Raw genomic sequence first — 18511 nt, 5'->3', positions numbered from 1 at the left:
ATCACTCCTGGCCGAAGTGTTCGGGTGCGGCGGTGGTGTGGGCGGTAACGGCGACCGCGGGTGCGGTTTCGGGGTCAGGCACGGACAGGGACAGAAGGGCCACGTCGTCGCCGGTTCCGTCGGGCATTGAGGCCAGCAACGTGACGGCGTCTTCGACCAGGGTGGTGGCGGTAAGGGGGCCGGTGCGCTGGTGGAGGAAGCCGGTCAGGCCGTCCTCGCCGAGCATCGTGCCCTGGGTGGTGTGGGCTTCGGTCAGCCCGTCGGTGTAGAGGAACAGGCCCTCCCCGGGGGCAAGCAAGAAGGTGGCCTGGGCGAATTGTGCCTGGGGGAAGGCTCCGATGAGCATGCCGCCCTTGGGCCGGACCGCCTTGACCCATACCGCGCCGCTGTCGTCGGGGCGCAGGTGGTAGGCCGGCGGGTGGCCGCCGGTGGCCACGGTGACGGTGAAGCCGCCGTCCTCCCGGGGTGCCAGCAGGCCGAAGAGAGCGGTGCAAAAGCGGCTTCCGGCGGTGACGTCGGCGAGCAGGGCGGTGTTGAGGGTGCGCAGGACGGTGACCGGGTCCGGGTCGATCTGGGCCGCGACGCGCAGGGTGTGGCGGGCCAGGGCGGTGACAGTCGCCGCCTCGGGGCCCTTGCCGCACACATCCCCGAGGAAGAACGCCCACCGGCTGCCGTCGACGGGGAAGACGTCGTAGAAGTCACCGCCCACGTCGTGGGCGGAGGCGGTGCGGTAGTGGCAAGCCAGCTCAAGGCCGGACACCACGGGAAGCGCCGGGGGCAGCAGGGTGCGCTGGAGGGTGGAAGCGAACGCGGCGATGGCGGTCTTGTCCTTCTCCGCCTGTTCCCGCGCCGCCCGTTCCGCCTCGGCACGCGCCCGTTCCGTCTCGGCCTGGCGGCTTTCCGCCTCCCGCCGCTGCTGCTCGTTGCGTAGTGCGCGCAGCGCCGACAGCCGCAGCTCCATCTCGTCCAGGACGATCGCGGCGAGGTCGGCCAGTGTGGCGGTGTCGCCCTCGGTGATGGAGCGCGGTTTGGTGTCCAGGACGTTGACCGTGCCCAGCCGGTGGCCGTCGGGGGTGATGATCGGTGCGGCGGCGTAGAAGCGCACACCCATCTCCCCGGCGACCAGCGGATTGTTCGCCGCCACGGGGTCACGGAGGGTGTCGGGGATGACCAGCGCGTCGTCGCGCAGAATCGCCGAGCCGCACAGGCCCGGATCGCGGCCGATCTCCTTGACGCCCTCCAGGCCGTGTGCGGCCTTGAACCAGATGCGGTCGGTGTCCACGATCGTGACCGTGGCCACGGGGACATCGAAGAGGCGGGCGGCCATCGCCGCCACCCGGTCGAACGCGCCGTCGGGCGGAGTATCAAGGATGTCGTAGCGGCGGACCGCCGCAATACGGGCCGCCTCCACATCCGGATCCGGGACCAGCTCGGGGCGACGCCCTGAAGCCGGGTCGGTGGCCGAGGCCTGCTGGGTCATCGGCTTTCCTCTCCGTCGATGGGCCGCCGCGAGCGGCATGAACCGACGCAGCCTAGATCGAGTACACGTCCGAAAGCCAATGCCAGGGGACGTGATCGCGCTGCGCGGGCTGCTGTGGCCAGACGAAATCCGTGACCCCACCCAGGCGACGCCCGGCCCCGTTCGGCTAGAAGAGGGCGAGAAGATCGACCAGGCTCTGGCCCTGATCGAGGTCATGCGCCTCCCGCCACGCCGCGACCGCGACAGCACGGCCAGAGCAGCTGCCTTGCGCACGGCCAGCGTGTAGCGGTCGGTAAACTCCGGCCCTTCGACGCCGCGCAGTCGGCGGCCCGGTGCCCAGAGCGGTCGTGAGAGCGCTGACCTTAGTCCGAGGTGGCGTCCGCGACGCTGGCCCGGATGTCCAGGACAGTGTCGGCTCCGGTGATCCAAGCACCCGCTTGAGCTGTGGCGTAGGCGCGGCCACACGCAGGCTCGTCATGGGGTGGATGTGCAGCAGCAGGTTCAGGAACGTTGAGTCCGCGAACGTGACGCCCGAAGGGTCCAGGACCACCCGGGAATGGTTCTGGGCGGCCGTCTGCAGCCCGCCGGGGCCCCGAGCATCGAGACGGTCACCGAGTGATCCCGTTTGACGGTGATGTTCTCGGGTGCCTCGCCGACGGCGAAGTCGAATGGGGCCGCGATCTTCACGTGGGTGACGACCGGCTGCGGGTGCGTCTGCCCGGTCTCGGCGGACGCGTACGGCGCGGAACCGAGGACGGCTGCCGTCGCGGCTATAGCCGCGCCCAGCTTGAACCGCTTGGTCAGGGGGTCTCCTTCTCGGGTCATTGCACATGTCTGTGGAGTTCATGTGTGGCAGTGGCCTCGGTCTGCGTGTTCGGCCAGACCTCGTTTGTGGTGCGGCAGGAGGCGGCAGCGGTCGCTTCCGTCGGCCGTGGCCGCGCTCGAACGCGATGCTTCAGCTATCGCTGTAGGAGCTGTGCCGGGCGCCGTCCGGGTCGGGGCCGCCGCGTACTCCGGTGTCGACCGCGTCGATCGAGGCGACCTCACCGTCCGTGAGGGTGAAGTCGAAGATGTCGAAGTTCTCCGCGATGCGGTGGGCCTTGACCGACTTCGGGATAGTGGACAGACCGTGTTCGAGGTGCCAGCGCAGGATGACCTGGGCCGGCGTCTTGCCGTAGCGGGCGGCGATCTCGCCGACGGTCGGGTAATCCAACGGGTTCTTGGCCTTGTTACGGCCGCCGTCCCAGTAGACGTTCACCCCGCCCAGCGGCGACCACGACTGCGTGACGATGCCGTACCCGGCATCCGCCTGGCGCACCTCGGGCTGGACGAAGTAGGGGTTCAGCTCGACCTGGTTCACCGCCGGCACCACCTCGGTCTGCTCTGTCAGGGCGCGCAGGTGGGCGGGGTTGTGATTGCACACGCCGATGGCCCGCACCCGGCCCTCAGCCAGCAGCTTCTCGGCCGCCCGGTACGAGGCCGCCGTGGCCTCGAACGTGGAGGGCACCGGCCAGTGCAGCACGTACAGGTCCAGGTAGTCCAGGCCGAGCTTGCCCAGGCTGGTGTCGAAGGCGCGCAGGGGGATTCGTAGCCGTAGTCGGACAGCCACAGCTTGGTCGTGACGAACACCTCGGAGCGGTCGATGCCGCTGCGGCGGATGCCCTCGCCGACCTACCGACAGGCCCCCTTGGCTGGCCGACGTCCGGAGGCGTCCGGTTCCGCCGGTCCGCGTGCGGGGGCGATCGTCTGCGTACGCGCCGATGCCCACGGACATCTGGTCCGTGGGCGTCGGGGCGTACGGCAGTCAGCTCTCCTGCTTGCGCCTACGCCTTGTGATGGCCCAGACGTTGAAAGCAGTCATTACTGCTCCAGCGATGGCGATGACGATGAACGCCGCCCCTCCGTAGAGCAAGGCTCCCACAATCGCCATAAGAGTGAGAGACAAGGAAAAGTTCGTCCCCCATCATTCCCAGGGGGCGGGCGGCTGCGGTCCAAGGTCCGCTCACCGTCCCTTCCTTCTGTTGGCCCGGGGACGATCCAAGAACAAGATCACTCCAAGGAGTATCAAGCAAGCGATGATCACGTGCGGCTCGTATCCGTCCGGAGTCACGTCTTGAGCCAACGTCGTGACAAGCACACTAGTCACCCTCTACCTACGGTGCGGGGCGGGCTCTGCGCTCCGCACCGCACTGGCGTTCACGAAGTCTCTGCCTCAGCCCACTCTCCAGCGGCTCCGCCTATGACCACGCAGGTAGTCGCTGCAGCCGCGGATGCTCCGGCCGTCTGCGGGGCCGCGATGGCAACGCCGGTACCGCAGGTTGCACTTGTAGCACCTCCCGCGAAGATTCCCATGCCCTTCGAGAAGGCCTTCCGGTACTCCCCGTCTCCTATGGCCTGCATCACTTCCCTCCCGTCTTGAACGTCATTGACGCGGCCGTACCACTTGCCGACCTCGTCCAAGCTGAGCAGCCCGCTCTGCGCGCGCCAGGGCGTTCCGATCCTCGCCGACATGGCATACATCGGTGCGGGCGACTGGGTCACCACCGCCAAGCGCCAGCCCATCCCGCGGCGAGCTCACCCTCACCGAGCGGACCGAGAACCGGGCCCTGTCCGCGGCCCGGGCACCTGTCGAACGAGGCATGGCGCCGCTGAAGTCCTGGCAGATCTTCCGTAGATCCCGTATCAGCCCCAACCGCATGAGCGTCATCACCAAAGCCGTCCTCACCCCCTGGAAGGGCAACGCTGAAAACGCTCAATGGGTGACGACGCCCCTCAGACGCCCGCCTGGCCGCGAGCTCACACCGACCCAGCAAACCGTCAACCGTGCGCTGTCCGCAGCAAGGGCGCCAGTCGAACGCGGCGTGGCACGGCTGAAGTCCTGGCGCATCTTCCGCAGATCCCGGTGCAGCCCGAATCGAATGACGTCAATCGCCGCGACCGTCCTCACTCTGGAGCGGCAACGCTGAAACAGCTCCGTCAATGGGTGAGTCCTCACTGAGGTTTTCTCAGCGAAGATCATTTCCAGTGCCCGTTGAGGACGAGTGCGGCGCGGGCTATGTCGCCGATTCTGCTGGGACTGAGTGTGACGTGTTTGAGGGTTCGCCAGCGTTCCTTCAGTTCTGCCGCGGTCCGCTCGCCGCGCGCCCGCACGTGTCTGATCAGCGCATTCGTGGCGCGGGTCCCTCGGTCCAGGGCGGTCTCGGAGCGGCCTTTGGGGCGGCGTACGGGCACGTGAATACCGATGCCAGCGCCGATGTAGCCCTTGTCTGCGAGTGTGGGTAGCCCTTCGGCGGCGGCTTTGTACAGCGCGGGCAGCACGTGGATACGGGCCGCGGTGATGTCCGGGGTGGAACCCGGCTCGACTTCGGAGACCCACAAGGGGGTACCGTCCGGCGCGGCCAGGAACTGAATGTTGCCGCCGAAGTTCTTGTGCTTCTGGGAGAACCACAGGTCGTTGCCGTTCTCCCGAACTCCGGCCAGGCGGTCGCAAGCAATCAGCGTGCCGTCCAGCACCACGTGTGTCATCCCCTCGGCGCGGCAGAGGTCCAACACCTCGTGCAGATCAGGAGCTTGGGCGGCCAGCACGTCGATGCCCTCATGGAGGTAGCGGTAGCCGGTGGCCTGCGAGATCCCGGCGTCCCGGGCCAGGCAGTGCACGCAACCGCGTTCTCGGAACCACCGCAGCACCAGTACCGCCTGGCGGAACGGGCCCAGGGCGCGAGATCCCTTCGGCGTGCCGATCCCGCGCCTGTGAGCGGCCAGCAGCCGGGCGAGGAACTCCACGATGTGGCGTGGGACGTCGAGCGCGGCAGCGTAGGTGACCAACGTGAAGCCTCTGGTTCGAGCAGACATGATCTTGGTAGACCAGTCCTACCAGGGGCTTCACGCCTGCCCGACCTCGTGGCCCACCCGGAGATCATTTCGCCGGGGAAGCCTCAGCGGGGGTAAGAGCCAGCTGGGCTCAGCCCCAGGTCTTGCCGGCCGGTTCCTTGATGGTGCGGTTGATCCGGTTGAAGAAGTTTGTCAGCGCGATCTCCAGGTTGATCGCGCCGATCTGTTCCTCAGTGAAATGGGCGTTGACCTCTTCCCAAATCTCGTCGGTAACCCCCTGCGCACCATCCTGCAACCGGGTGGCGGCCTCGGCCAGCGCCAGTGCCGCGCGCTCCGCATCGGTGTAGAACGGCGCCTCACGCCACGCCGCCACGTTGTGCAGCCGCTCGTCGGTGTCACCGGCCTTCTTCCCCCCGGCGACACTGGCGTAGACGCACGCCGAGCAGCTGTTGATCTGGCTGGCGCGCAGGTGGACCAGCGCGAGCAGCTTCGGGTCAACACCCCCGGCGGCGATCGCCTTCTGAAGGTGCTGGACCGCGTTCCACACATCGGGGTTGTTCGTATTCTTGCTCTTGAGCCGGTTTTCCATGGGGGAGTGCTCTCCTTCATCGGGTTACGTTGCGGCGCCTGTGCGCGTCATCCCTATGACGGAGCAGCTTCCAGGGAGGTAACAACATGGCCGGCCCCCATCCCGCGGACCCGATCGCCGATGCCTTCGAGTCCCACCGTGACCGGCTCCGAGCCGTCGCCTACCGCATGCTCGGATCACACGTCGACGCGGAAGACGTGGTCCAAGAGGCGTGGCTGCGTCTGTCCCGCCAGGACACCGACACCATCGACAACCTCGGCGGCTGGCTGACCACCGTGGTCGGCCGCATCAGCCTCGATGCCCTGCGGTCGGGCCGGACGCGCCCAGAAGTCTCCTTCGACGACCAGCTACCCGAATTCACCGTGACGCTCGACGACGCTCCTGCTCCGGAAGACCTTGTGGCACTCGGGGACTCCGTCGGCCTCGCGCTGCTCACGGTTCTCGACTCGCTGCGCCCTGACGAACGACTGGCGTTCGTGCTGCACGACGTGTTCGCCGTGCCCTTCGCGGAGATCGGCACCATTCTCGGCAAATCCGCCGACGCGACCAAAATGCTCGCCAGCCGCGCCCGCAGGAAAATACAAGCCGCCCAGCAGCCGGCAAGCGCCGGACGACAACAACGCGAGGTGGTCCAAGCCTTCCTGGCCGCAGCCCGCGACGGTCAGTTCGAGCAGCTGCTGCAGGTCCTCCACCCCGAAGTGAAGTTCACCGTCCACACCCCGAACGGCACGTTCGTCACGCTCGGAGCCACCGAAGTCGCCACCCGCGCGCGAGTGGCCGGCAGCGCGGCACGAGGACATGCGGCCACCATCAACGGCCGCCCCGGCGTCATCTCCTGGGGCAAGGACGGCACCCCGCTCTCCCTCCTCGCCTTCACCGTCGCCGACGGCCACATCACCGAGATCACCGCCGTGGTCGACCCAGCCAGACTCGCGCTCATGGACCTGCCGGACCCGGTGTGACTCCCTACCGACGAAGCCGCGCAATGCGAGTCCACACCTGATCCCGTAGAGATGTTGAACTGAGCCTCTGAGAAAACCTCACTCCGCTCACTTTTCTCGCTCTCGGCTGCTTGTCGATGGCAGCCCACCAAGATCTACAATTACGGCTGGAGTTTGGACCGCGGCTCAGCCACCCGGGAGGATGTTGGCGTTGAGCCGGAAGAAATTCTCGGGGTCGTACTCGTTCTTGAGGGCCACCAGGCGGTCGTAGTTGTCGCTGTAGGCGGCCCGTACCCGGTCCTCGCCTTCCTCTCCCAGGTTGTTCACATACTCGGCTCCGACGGAGAAGCGGCTCATCTTGTCCCACCACTGCCGTGCCCATTCCTTGTGCACGTCGCGTTCCTGCGGATCCGTCCATACCGACGCGGCGAAGTTGTCGTATTGCGCATTACGGTGGTGGAAGGCCGTCTCCGTAGGTGGGATGCGGCTGGTGGCGCCGCCGTACTGCTGGAAGACGATAAGGGACCTGGGCGAGGGAGCACTGGCGAAGTGTTCCACGGTGGCCTCGATCGCGTCTTCCGGGATCTCCTCGAGGAAGTGGGACTTCCAGTAGTAGTGCAGGCCGATAGGGAAGAAAGGGTCACCGGCGGCTTGAAGCTGCGTGTACGGTACCGGCCCCACCTGGTCGGCGACGGGCGGGCCGAAACGTCGGAGAGGTTCCAGCACTCGCTCGCCTTGCTCCATCGATCCGGCGTAGAAGACGGAGATGGCGAAAGACGGGTCACCGTCGGGCGAGGTCAGGAAAAAGGCGTCAGCGCTCAGCTCGTCCGGGGCTGAACGTGAGTACTCGTAGTAGAAACCGAGGGCTTCCCGGGCCCGCGCCAAGGGATGGACGACGACGCCTCCGAGTACCTGCGGACCCACCGGGTGGAGTGTGAACTCAAGGGAGGTTGCGACACCGAAGTTCGCGCCGGCCCCCCGCATGCCCCAGAAGAGATCGGGGTTCTCCGTGGCGCTGGCTGTCCGTGGATGACCATCGATGGTGATGACATCGACGGACAGCAGGTTGTCGCAGGCGAGGCCGTAGGTCCGGGCGAGCCGACCCACGCCGCCGCCGAGCGTGAGGCCGGCGACACCGGTATGAGTGACGACGCCCGTGGTCGTGGCCAGGCCCGACACCTGTGTGGCACTGTCCAGTTCGCCGAGCGTGGCACCACCTTCTACCCGGGCTGTTCGGTTGTCAGCGTCGACCGCGACGCGGCGCATTGATGAAAGATCGATCATCAGGCCGCCCGCGCACACTGCTTTGCCTGCGATGTTGTGCCCGCCGCCACGCACGGAAACAAGCAGATCGTACTCACGCGCGAAGGCCACGGCCGCTGCCACATCGGTGCTCCCGGCGCAGCGGGCGATCAGCGCAGGCCGGTGGTCGATCATGCCGTTCCAGACCCTTCGGGTCTGGTCGTAGGCGTCATCGCCGGGGAGGAGCAGTTCTCCTCGCAGATTCTCCGCCAGACCCCGAGCGACTGATTCCTTGAGCACCGCTCGTTCGCCCGTTCTCGTAGTCACCTCGAGCGGAAGCATGGCACTCCTTCATGGGAATCTCGCAGGATGGTGGACAGCAAGGAGGGACGGGGTGCCAGGGACGCGGATACGGCATGCAGAGAACCGCACCCACTAGCCGACCAGTCTGCGCACACCGACGCAGTTCGGACTCCTCCCAACGGGTGACGACGCCCCCGAGCGCACAGCAAACGCATCGGCGAGTTCGTCCCGCTCCCGAGCAATTCGGCCGCCCCCTGCTCGTGGTCAGCTTCCATGGCGCCATGTGCCGAATGGTCAGGTCGACTCGACACTGCCCTCAGGGGCGCCGCCGAGGGCCATCGAGATGATCTCGTCGGTCCTCTTCTGGAGGTGACCGCGGCCTTGATGCCGGGGATCGGGGTGCGCAGGTCGTGGCTGACGGCGGCGAGCAGCGCGGTGCGGATGCGGTTGCCCTCGGCGAATTCCTTGGCCTGGTCGGCCTCCTGCCGTAGGCGTCGGCGGTCCAGTACGACGGCGGCCTGGGCGGCGAAGGCCGCGAGGACGCGGCGGTCCTCGGCGGGCGGAACCCGTCCGGTCAGCGCGAGGGCCATGTGATCGCCGAACGGTACGTCGACGTCCGCCGCCTCGGGGGTGGCGCAGGGCGCAGGGCCCACGCTGCCGGCGCAGGTCCACGGGGTCGCGTCGCTCTCGCGTTCCAGAAGGGCCGCCGACTCCATGGAAAGGGTTCGCGGCCCCGCTCCAGCAGGGCCTCCAGGCTGGTCTCGCCCCGCAGGACGTTGCTGGCCGGTCGTCAACGGCCGCGGCTGTCGTGTCCGGGCCTGAGCAGCTGCACGTGCGACTTCGGCGTCATCACGGCACCCGCGGGAATGGCGGCCGGCTTCCTGCACCGCATGCAGGCCCAGGCCGCCGACGGGAGGAAGCCTCCGCGCAACGAGGGGACCGGCCGGGATGTGCTGGACATCCTGTCCGGCCGGCTCAAGGGCAGCGGACCGGTCCCATTCGAGTGCGCCCAGTGGGCCGACGCACTGGGAGTGCCCGTCGCCCGTCTGCGCGCGGTGGTCGCATGGCTGGTCGAGCACGAGTTCCTGGCGCTGGACGGATGCGTGGACGGCATCGCCCGCTTGTGGGTGAACCCGTCGGTGGCCTTCCCGCCGCGAAACGGATCCGAGGACGGTTGCCGCCCGCCATCGCTTCCCCTACATCACGACCGCGCCCAGAGGCATGGCCGCCGAACAGCCCGTGGTCATCCGCCCGTACGACGCGGCGGAATGGGACGGCGTCTACCAACATCATTTGCACATGGTCGAGAACCCCGTCTGCTTCTCCTCCACGGGCTGCGCACTCCACGACGGATAGACCGGGCAGCGCCCCGGGCAAATTCTCGGGGTCTGCGGCTGCAAGGCTCCGCAGGCAAGCAGGGCGAGTTCACCGCCTGCCCAGCCCATGCCGCGTACGGTGGGCCCGCCGCCGCACACCATCCGGCGTGCGGGGTTGGGAACACGAACGGGAGGAAAGCAGGATGACGCAGGCCGCGGTGAGCGAACTGGACGAGCGGGTGCCGGGGCGCCGGTGGACGGTGCGTCTGGACGCCGCCGGCCGAGGCAGCGCGGCGGTACGCGTCTCGTGCAGCCGCCCCGCCTGTACCGAGCAGCGCCTGCCCACCGCGGTCGCCGGCCGCGCGGCCGCGGTCGCCCACCTCAAGGCCCACCTGCGCGCCGCCCCGGCACCCCGACCCGGGGCGTACTGCGCCTGCAGGGCTGACGGCTGCCACACACACCTGGTCGACACCGGCCGGCACGCACGTGCCGAACCCTGGCGGTGCGGCGGCCCGGTCGTCCTGGCCGTGATCACCGACCGGGAAGGACGCTGGTGGCAGGCCATGGAGTGCTGCTCGCGGTGCGCGGCCGCCACACCCGGAGCGAAGACCGCAGCCACCTCCCAAGCCCCCAGCCCCCAGCCCCCAGAGCACCGAGCCCCCGGCCGCCGCAGCCCAGGGCGCAAGCTCGCCGCAGTTCTCCGACCGCGAGGTCGCGGCCGGGAACGGGGTGCCGGCTCCCCGTTCCACACCCGTGCGCCGCCCACCACAGGCGAAGATCGCCCAGCGCGTCATCCCCCAGAGTCTGCGGCCGGTCGCCCTGCGGGACGAACTCATCGAACTCGGTGACCTCTTCCGCGCCTACCAGCAGCGCACCGAACCTGACCTAGCGCTCCTCGCCGACCTCCAGGAGCGCAAAGCACGGGCCTTCACCACCTGGGCCGACGTCAGCGGCATCATGAGCCTGCGGCTGGAGGCCCGGCGCGCCGAGCAGGCCGCCACCGCCGCCCGCTTCCAGCACCAGCAACGCACCGGCCTGACGGCGAACAGCACCCAGCCAGACAGCAACGATCCGGCTGTGGCCCGCCTGCTGACCGCGCCGACTCAGTGGGGCCACGCGCGTTCTGTCATCGAGCACGTGGCCGACCACAGCCCGCTGCCCGGCCCGGAGGCACGGCTGCTGGTGCTGATGCTGACCTTGCGAACCGCGCACACCGGTACCGGCAACCTCGTCGGCCAGGACCTCACTGCGCTGGGACTGACCGACCCGGAGGACCTGGTCGAAAAGCTGACCGCCTGCGGCTGGCTCACCCTGCCCGGCACCGCTCGCGATCTGCTCGCCTCCCGGCCGGAGAACCCCACCCCGGCCACCGTCCCCTCCCTTGCGCCCCACGAGGACAAGGCGGGCCCGTTCACGTTCGGCAAGAAGATGCGGCCCAAGCTCTCTGGCTGGGCCCAGAAGGTCATCTCGGACAAGAAGCTCCGCAAGACCAAGGCCACCGCCGGCGCCCGGCTGCTAGCCCTGACGCTGGCCACCCAGACCGACGCCGCGGGGCGCCTCGGTCCCGGCGGCCAGGGCATCGCCTTGCACGCTCTCGCCGCTTGGGTACCGGTCGATTCGGGGGAACTGCAGCACTTGGTCGACCAGCTGACCGCAGCGGACTGGCTCACCGAAGCCACCCTCACCGACACCCAGCTCACCGGGCAGCTGAGTGAACGCCTCCTTCCGCTCACCTGCCCCCTTCCCTAACCAGCCCGGCCAAGGCCGGAACCCCCCAGATTGTGGGTGAACCCCTCAGTGGCTCTCGCTCCATGGACGGGCCCGCGGCCGCGGGGCTCGGCCGCGCCCCGGAGTAAGGGGATGCCTCTGCGTGCCGTGCGCCGAGAGCGACTGCAGATTGCTGTGCAGCTCCCGCAGGACGTCCTGGAGGGAAAACGGCCCACAACCACATCGCGCAGTGGGCTCGCCGCTGTCACCGACTGGTTCTGCGTCATCCATGCAGGGAGCGTACGAGAGCGTGGATGCGGTCGCTGGGGAACACGCGCAGTGGACCCGCTACCACGTGGACGATCGCGGTCTGGCAGCGCCTCACCGGCCAACTGGTGTCAGGGCATCATCCCTGGGCCAGGCCGACTTGGACGGCGTACGCGGCGCTGTGGGGCAATGGTCCGCGGCTACATCCATTCCGCGGGCCTCGTCGTGGGGACGCTGCTGCTGAGGGAGCGGCATACTCGGTCGGCAGGATGCGGCGTACCAGGCGGTGTGCAAATCTGACGAAAAGGGTCTGAACGGGTGATGTGAGGAGGAGCGGTATGGACGCCGAGAGGATGAGGCAACGGGCCAGGGAGATGGCCGGCAAACTACGGCAGAGGCACCCGGCTGAGCAGAAGAGCAAGGGGCGGCACAAGGCCGGGACTCATCGTGGCGGGCTCCTGGAGACCCAGATGAAGAAGCTGCAGGAGCGCCGTCACCGGAGCCGGTGACTCGGCAGGCAGTCGCAGGTTGGGGGGCGGGGTTGGGCCGGTCGCAGTGACGAGAGGCGCCGCGGACTTTCCTTGTCGACCAGCGGCCCGAAGGTGGTCGGGTATCTGTGGCTCGAGTCGTCATGCCTGTGACCGACCAGTGTCCGGGTGCTCCATCGGTCGACAGCCGCAGGGGGCTGTGCTGGACGGGTGATGGTCCCGGTGCTGCCTAGAACGGAGTCCTACGGATACCCGAGTGTCATGGCACGGACAGTAGATGCGGACGGAAACAAGGGACCTGAGCCGGAGCCGGACGGCCATGACACGGCCGTTGGACCGGACGAGGAGGTGGAGGAGCGGGCTCCGGACGCGCCGACCGAGCTTCCCAAGCGATCCTGGTGGGCGGTGCTGAAGGGAACCCTGAAGGAATTCAAGGACGACGAGCTCGCAGACCGGGCTGCGGCCCTGACCTACTACGGGGTGCTGTCCCTGTTCCCGGCGTTGCTGGTGTTGGTGTCGCTGCTGGGTATCTCGGGGCAGTCGGCGACGCAGCAGGTGATGGACAACATCAACAAGCTGGCGCCGGGTTCGGCGCGCACCATCATCAGCAATGCCGTGAAGCAGTTGCAGGGCAACGGCGGTGTCGGTTCCATCATGGCGGTCGTGGGTCTGGCGCTCGCCGTGTGGTCGGCCTCGGGCTATGTCGCCGCCTTCATCCGTACCTCCAACGCCGTGTACGACATGCCGGAGGGGCGCCCGGTGTGGAAGGTGCTGCCGGTCCGGCTGGGTGTGACGGTGGCGCTGCTGATCCTGGCGGTGATCAGTGCCCTGATCGTTGTGTTCACCGGCGCCCTGGCGCGTCAGGTGGGCACCGCGCTGGGCCTGGGGAACGCGGCGCTGACAGCGTGGTCGATCGCGAAATGGCCCGTCCTGGGGGTCTTGGTCACGATCATGATCGCAATCCTGTTCTGGGCGACGCCCAACGTGAAGGGGCGCGGCTTCAAGTGGGTCACACCGGGCAGCTTCCTTGCCCTGCTGGTGTGGATGGTCGCCTCCGCCGGCTTCGCGTTCTACGTCGCCAACTTCGCCTCATACAACAAGACGTACGGCACTCTGGCAGGAGTGATCGTCTTCCTGGTGTGGCTGTGGATCAGCAACATCGCGATCCTGCTCGGCCTGGAATTCGACGCCGAGATGGCCCGCCAGCGTGCGGTCGCCGGTGGTCTGCCGGAGACGCAGGAGCCGTACGTCCCGCCCCGGGACACCCGTAAGTGGTCGCAGGAGGACCGACGCCGTCTCGCCTGAGGCAACGCGCCGCCCAAAGGTCGGGCCCCGCGCTGTGCGCGTGTGCATGTTCGCCGTGCGTGCTCGGGGGGGGCAATGCGCTTGACCGAGTAGCGTGCTTCTGACAAGCACCCCGCCGTGCCGACGGTGCAGGGTGCGGTGCTGTCCAGCGTCGGCGCGCCACCCACCAGACCGAGTAGGGCGGAGCACGGCCGCGTGCCACACCGGCAGTGCCTGCAGGGTGAGCGTGCCCACAACGCCGCCGACGAACAGCCCGCCCCTTGCCTTGTCGCTTGCCTTTTCCTTCATCTCGGCCTGCGTCACCCGCATCTCCCGCACACCAGCTCGGTCAGCTGCTGCCGCGCTGCCGTAAGCCGCCCGTCTTGAGGAAACACCTGACCGCCGCAGCGCCGCATCGGCGTCGGCGTTGGGACCGGGCATGGCGGGTGCTCTGTGGGATACCCGCAGGCTTGAGCTTGCCGGCAGGGATCCGTGAGGCAGACCGGAGTCTGACCAAGCGGCTCGCTGCCAGTGCCTCACCCGGCCTTCACCGTGCGCTGTCGGTGGTGGAGGAGACGGCGGAGGGAACCAAGCTGTGGTGCGTCGCGGCCGCGGTGATGGCCTGGCTGGGCGGCTGGCGTGGCCACAAGGCCGCCGCTGCGGGCCTGGCCGCTGTGGCCGTGGCGCAGCTGGTCGCCAACGGCGTGTGCAAGCAGCTGCCCGACCGTCCTCGGCCCCCCAGGGAGTGGTTTCCGCACGATGAGGCCGAGGACCGTCCCGATTCCTCCTCCTTTCCCTCCGGTGCAAAGCGGAGCCCACTACCCCAGCGACGTCGCCGTCGGCGCCGCCATCGGCCTGGTCAGCGCCTGGCTCACCCGCCGCGCCCCGCACCTGATCCTGCGCCACTGGCTCTAGCGGTTCGTTGCCGGGGCACTCCCGTGCACACCGTGCGGCCTGCGGGTAATGCCCGGTCGGTGGCGTTGCCTCGCGGCTGCTGGGTGTGGCGATCCGGCAATCAGCCAGGGGTGCGGGGGTACTCGAGCCAGCTGCGGTGCCGCCTCAGGCAGCAGGCGCCTGGCTGGTACTGGCTGTTGAGCGGCGAACCTTCGTGGGCCTGAAACGGCCTCAGCCACACCCATACCCGGACCCTGCTGGATTTACCGATCCGCCCAGTTCGAACCCATGCCAGAAGGTAGGGCACACCATGACAGCGGTAACGACAGATGCGCTTGTCCCGGCGCTTGAGGACGCTCGTGATGCTCACACTGCGATCATCGACCGTTTCCGGGCCGATATCGCCGTCCACGCCACGGGCCCTCGACGGGAGGTTTTGGAGCGCCATATAGACGACACGTACGACTGTGTCGCCCGCATCGACGGTCACATGCGTGAACTGCGCCCCGGCCGGCCGCTGCGGGACACCGCCGACCGGGTCCGCCTCACCGCCCGGGCAACCGTCCGGATGGCCGGGCTGTTGCTCGAGATCGGTGCGGCGATCACAACCGCCATACTGCGTCGTCGCAATGTGCCGAGCCCGCGCCAGTTGGTGAGACACACCGAGAACGAGTACTCGATCACCGCCCGGGCGCTGGCGGCCTGCCTGGCCGGGGAGGGTATTGCCGAGCGGGTGCATGACCAGGTCGCCGCCGACCTGCTCGCCACGCTGCGCCGCCAGGACGAGGAACTGCTCGCTACGCTCGAGGACCGCCTCGCTCAGCAGGCCCGGGCCGCGGCGGTCGCCGGCAACGGCCACGGCCACGGCCACGGCCACGGCAGGCAATCCGGTGACGGCGGCCCGCCGGACGCCGCCACAAGCACCGTGCGCCCTGCCGTCGAACGGGTCCCAAAAGCCGCCGAGGGCGGTGCCCGGCAGGCTACGCGCACAGCCACAGGCGCGCTCCGCCGAATGCCCGAGGAGAACGACGACGCGGTCACCAGGGAAGAGGAGCCGCCGATCCTCGGATACCAGCACTTCCGCGTCCCCGACATCGTCCAGCGCCTGCCCACGCTCTCGCAGGCGCAGCTGTACGCGCTCGACGCGTACGAGCGGGCCCGCGCCGGCCGGCCGGAGATCCTGAACGCCATCGAGCGGCTGCGCGGCAGCGAACCGTGGCCCGGGTACGACGCCATGATCCCCGACCAGATAACCGCCCGGCTGCAGACTGCCGCCCCCGCCGAAGCTCGGCAGGTGCTGGACTACGAAAGGCGCCACCGCCAGCGCCGCACACTCATTGCCGTCGCCAAGGCACGCAGCGTCGCATGACTGGTTGGCGTTGACTGTCCCAGCGCCGAACCCCTCCCAAAAAGCGCCGGGGGCATGCAGCAGTGCGCATGCTCAGCCTGCCGCGGCAGTGCGTTGGACGATCTCTATGCCGATGCGCAGTGGCGGCGTGCTCGACGAGGTGCTGACGCCAGCCGCCGTCGAACCCGAGTCCTGGAGGCGTCCCCGGGGCCGTTGATTGTTTAGACGATCAGCTGTGTAGGCGGAAGCCGCCCGCGCTGCGCCGCTGCTTTACCTGTTCGTCTGCTGGGTTGCTGCGGCTCAGAACGCTTCGGCGGCGCCGCCTTCGGCCTGCTGGGACGCGGGGGTGTCGACGAAGCTGTAGGGCGGCAGAGGGCCGTTGACACGCAGCTCGAGATGCGGATGCTCCTGGCGGAAGTCCTCCACCGCGGCCAGGAACTGACCCGCCGACCTGCGGTCCACGAGGGCGGAGAGATTGGCCAGCCAGCCGGTGCTCTGCGGCCCGGCGCTGACTGCCTTGGCCATCGGTTCCAGCGCCTGCCGGAGCAGCTGCGCGTCGGTTGTCTCGCGGGCCTGGACGGCGGCGGCGATCATCTCCCCGAGCCGAGTCTTCTGCTCCTGCGTGCCGCCACCGGCCTCGCGGTTGGCTTGTGCCAGGGACCGGATGTCGTCATGGTCCGCCATGATCACACGGAGCACGGCCTCTTCATTGTGGGTGGCCTTGATGTTGTACTCCGCTGTGCCGTCCAGGGCCCGCAGTCGCTCGAGGAAGTGCTCTGCACGCTCCGGCGAGCACCGCCGTCACCGTGTCGTCGTCCGGAGCGGCGCTGCCGAACCGCATCGGCAGTACCACGCCGCCCGTTCCGGCTTCGTCCAGCACCGCCTGGTGGGCAAGCAGATAACGGCGCTTGGGCCTCAGCGGATCGGGGGCGTCGCTGACGATCGCGGCCAGCTCGCCCTGGCGCAGCACGCGTACCGGCCGCGGAGGGTCGCCTATGCCGTCCAAATCCTCGCGGAGGGAGGGGTGTGAGGCGCGGACGATCCCGTAGACGTACGTGCTCATCTCTCATTCCCCCTCTCCCGCCGCGGCGGGAGACTCGGCCTGACGTTCCCGGCCCTCGTCACGTGCCTGCTGGAAGGCATCCGAGACGGTCTCAGCGGGGCCGGACAGCGCTCCCTTGGTCTTGCCGCGGGTGCCGGACTCAGTCGCTTGCCCCGTGAGCTCGGTAAGCCCGGCCGGCTTGCGCGGCCCCGCTTCCAGGTCGAGGCGGTTGCACGCCTCGGCGAAGCGAAGGTAGGTGTCGACGCTGGCCACCACGATCCGTACGTCGATCGTGAGTAGCTCGATACCGATAAGGGAGACCCGCACGTACGCGTCGATCACCAGCCCGCGGTCGAGAATGAGTTCCAGAACGTCGTACAGGCCGCTGGAACCGCCCCCGCCGCCCTGCTGTGTCGCGACGGTCATCGGGACCAACCCCTCGCTGTCTGTCTCTGCGCGGTCCCGTCGGCGCTGTCCCTCGCTGCGACGCAGGCTTGCAGGTGCGAGTAGCCCACGTCACCTGAGATCAAACGCGTGTACAAGCTCGGTGGATGGACACCGTCTGATCCGGCCCGGGGAGTGAGAGCAGCCTCCGGGACGCGCTTGTCGCGTCGCGATTCAACATGCTTGTTCCTGTTTCACACCCTTTGGGATGGTGAGCCGGGCAGGGAGTGAGCCGCACACGAGAGAGGGGGTGAGCAGACTGTGATCACCACGAGCAGATCCCGACTGTGCTCGACCACCCGGTCTACGACACGGACGGCAACAAGATCGGCGATGCCAAGCACGTCTTCCTCGACGACGCCACGGGCCAGCCCGAGTGGGTCAGCGTCTAGACCGGCCTGTTCGGCACCAGCGAGTCCTTCGTGGCGATCCACGACGCCTCCAGAGTGGAGGACCACCTGGAGATCCCCTACCCCAAGGACAAGGTCAAGGACGCACCTGACGTCGACGTCGACGCAAGCGGCCACCACTCCGAAGTCGCCGTCACCGAAGAGGTGCAGCAGACCGTGCCGGTGCGCCGGGAGGAGGTCCGCGTCGAACGCGGGCCGATCACGGACGAAGACCGCGATGCCGCCCTGTCCGGGCCCGACATCAGCGAGGACGAGCACGAGGTCACCCTCCATGAGGAACGCCCCGTGACGGAGACCGAGACGGTGCCGGTGGAGCGGGTGCGCATGACGACGGAGGAGCAGACGGACGAGGAGACGGTGCGCGGTCAGGTCAGCAAGGAACAGATCGACACAGAAGGCGTCGATGAAGACCGGCGCGACAGGTAACCGAGCCCGCGTCGCCTGCCCGCTGCCGCTCGGCGGACTTGAAAAAGGGGGGTCCGGCAGGTCAACAGCTGCCGGACACCAGCCCCGGGACTTCGAGACGCTGCCCGGGCAATCAACACCGGAACAGAAAAGGAGTCGGCCGTTATGACCCAGGTCGAGCAGCCCCTGACAGAAGCCGCCATCAAAGTGCGCCAAGTCAACCACTACCAGTTCAGCTGGGTGGCTGGAGAACCCGGCCAGCGCGGCACCTTCACCCTGCAGCTGGTCCTGGACGAAGGCGCCGGGGAAGAAGTCCTCACGGTCGACGCCGACGACGCCGACGTGCTGAAGGATCTGCTGGAGCACAATCAGACGGTCCAGTACGACGTCCCACGCCACACCCTGATGTTCGGCGTGACGCCCGCCGGCAGCTGACACCCAGCAACCCACTGGCCACCGACAGATCGGCGCGGCTGGGCGTGCACGGAAAGGACCGGCAGCGGGACTGGCCCCGGGGCAG

The 18511-nt window shown here is 68.4% G+C and carries 13 protein-coding genes and 5 pseudogenes; 9 read left to right on the top strand and 9 right to left on the bottom strand.

Annotation, left to right across the window (positions count from 1 at the left end; genetic code table 11):
* Position 1 precedes the first annotated feature (1 nt).
* Positions 2-1480 (bottom strand): PP2C family protein-serine/threonine phosphatase, encoded by a 1479-nt coding sequence (locus ACIRDU_RS34665; RefSeq protein ID WP_403587276.1) that lies wholly within the window; start codon positions 1478-1480, stop codon positions 2-4.
* Positions 1481-1571: 91 nt separating this feature from the next.
* Here ACIRDU_RS34665 and ACIRDU_RS34660 point away from each other — a divergent pair, with 91 nt between their 5' ends.
* Positions 1572-1766, top strand: a complete 195-nt coding sequence (locus ACIRDU_RS34660) for a hypothetical protein (protein WP_403587273.1) — start codon at positions 1572-1574, stop codon at positions 1764-1766.
* A 215-nt stretch (positions 1767-1981) separates the two neighbouring features.
* On the opposite strand, the gene ACIRDU_RS34655 is transcribed toward ACIRDU_RS34660, so the two are convergent.
* Positions 1982-2305, bottom strand: coding sequence for a hypothetical protein (locus tag ACIRDU_RS34655; protein WP_403587269.1), 324 nt, complete (start codon positions 2303-2305; stop codon positions 1982-1984).
* A 130-nt stretch (positions 2306-2435) separates the two neighbouring features.
* Positions 2436-3089, bottom strand: a complete 654-nt coding sequence (locus tag ACIRDU_RS34650) for an aldo/keto reductase (protein WP_403587266.1) — start codon at positions 3087-3089, stop codon at positions 2436-2438.
* Between the two features lie 864 nt (positions 3090-3953).
* On the opposite strand from ACIRDU_RS34650, the pseudogene ACIRDU_RS34645 reads away from it, so the two are divergent.
* Together ACIRDU_RS34645 and ACIRDU_RS34640 are read left to right on the top strand one after the other, a co-directional pair.
* Positions 3954-4203 (top strand): annotated as a pseudogene (locus ACIRDU_RS34645) (transposase family protein); the annotation flags it as partial.
* A 33-nt stretch (positions 4204-4236) separates the two neighbouring features.
* A pseudogene (locus ACIRDU_RS34640) lies at positions 4237-4446 on the top strand (transposase family protein); the annotation flags it as partial.
* Between the two features lie 49 nt (positions 4447-4495).
* Here ACIRDU_RS34640 and ACIRDU_RS34635 read toward each other — a convergent pair.
* Positions 4496-5305 (bottom strand): transposase family protein, encoded by an 810-nt coding sequence (locus tag ACIRDU_RS34635; protein WP_403587394.1) that lies wholly within the window; start codon positions 5303-5305, stop codon positions 4496-4498.
* A 136-nt stretch (positions 5306-5441) separates the two neighbouring features.
* The gene (locus ACIRDU_RS34630; protein WP_403587263.1) at positions 5442-5900 is read right to left on the bottom strand and encodes a carboxymuconolactone decarboxylase family protein; all 459 of its coding nucleotides are present in this window, start codon (positions 5898-5900) and stop codon (positions 5442-5444) included.
* Between the two features lie 86 nt (positions 5901-5986).
* Between ACIRDU_RS34630 and ACIRDU_RS34625 the strand changes: the two genes are divergently transcribed.
* Positions 5987-6862, top strand: a complete 876-nt coding sequence (locus tag ACIRDU_RS34625; protein ID WP_403587260.1) for a sigma-70 family RNA polymerase sigma factor — start codon at positions 5987-5989, stop codon at positions 6860-6862.
* Positions 6863-7027: 165 nt separating this feature from the next.
* Here ACIRDU_RS34625 and ACIRDU_RS34620 read toward each other — a convergent pair whose 3' ends face one another.
* The gene (locus ACIRDU_RS34620) at positions 7028-8425 is read right to left on the bottom strand and encodes an FAD-binding oxidoreductase (RefSeq protein ID WP_403587257.1); all 1398 of its coding nucleotides are present in this window, start codon (positions 8423-8425) and stop codon (positions 7028-7030) included.
* 320 nt (positions 8426-8745) lie between these two features.
* Positions 8746-9170: pseudogene (locus ACIRDU_RS34615) on the bottom strand (histidine kinase); the annotation flags it as partial.
* Between the two features lie 1285 nt (positions 9171-10455).
* On the opposite strand from ACIRDU_RS34615, the gene ACIRDU_RS34610 reads away from it, so the two are divergent.
* The 3 genes from ACIRDU_RS34610 (at position 10456) to ACIRDU_RS34600 (ending at position 15711) form a co-directional block, all read left to right on the top strand.
* Complete coding sequence (locus ACIRDU_RS34610) at positions 10456-11451, top strand: hypothetical protein (protein ID WP_403587254.1); 996 nt, start codon at positions 10456-10458, stop codon at positions 11449-11451.
* A gap of 974 nt (positions 11452-12425) precedes the next feature.
* The gene (locus ACIRDU_RS34605) at positions 12426-13469 is read left to right on the top strand and encodes a YihY/virulence factor BrkB family protein (RefSeq protein WP_403587391.1); all 1044 of its coding nucleotides are present in this window, start codon (positions 12426-12428) and stop codon (positions 13467-13469) included.
* Between the two features lie 1183 nt (positions 13470-14652).
* Positions 14653-15711, top strand: a complete 1059-nt coding sequence (locus ACIRDU_RS34600) for a hypothetical protein (RefSeq protein ID WP_403587251.1) — start codon at positions 14653-14655, stop codon at positions 15709-15711.
* Positions 15712-15990: 279 nt separating this feature from the next.
* Here the strand turns inward: ACIRDU_RS34600 and ACIRDU_RS34595 are convergent.
* Positions 15991-16753, bottom strand: a pseudogene (locus ACIRDU_RS34595) (GvpL/GvpF family gas vesicle protein).
* 3 nt (positions 16754-16756) lie between these two features.
* On the bottom strand, positions 16757-17158 hold the full coding sequence (locus ACIRDU_RS34590; RefSeq protein WP_403587248.1) for a gas vesicle structural protein GvpA: 402 nt from the start codon (positions 17156-17158) through the stop codon (positions 16757-16759).
* A 296-nt stretch (positions 17159-17454) separates the two neighbouring features.
* Here ACIRDU_RS34590 and ACIRDU_RS34585 point away from each other — a divergent pair.
* A pseudogene (locus ACIRDU_RS34585) lies at positions 17455-18012 on the top strand (DUF2382 domain-containing protein).
* 144 nt (positions 18013-18156) lie between these two features.
* Positions 18157-18426, top strand: a complete 270-nt coding sequence (locus tag ACIRDU_RS34580; RefSeq protein ID WP_402612978.1) for a hypothetical protein — start codon at positions 18157-18159, stop codon at positions 18424-18426.
* Positions 18427-18511 lie beyond the last annotated feature (85 nt).

It is taken from the genome of Streptomyces sp. NPDC093598, from assembly GCF_044764825.1.
Lineage (GTDB): Bacteria > Actinomycetota > Actinomycetes > Streptomycetales > Streptomycetaceae > Streptomyces.
This window is presented reverse-complemented; position numbering and strand designations above follow the sequence as displayed.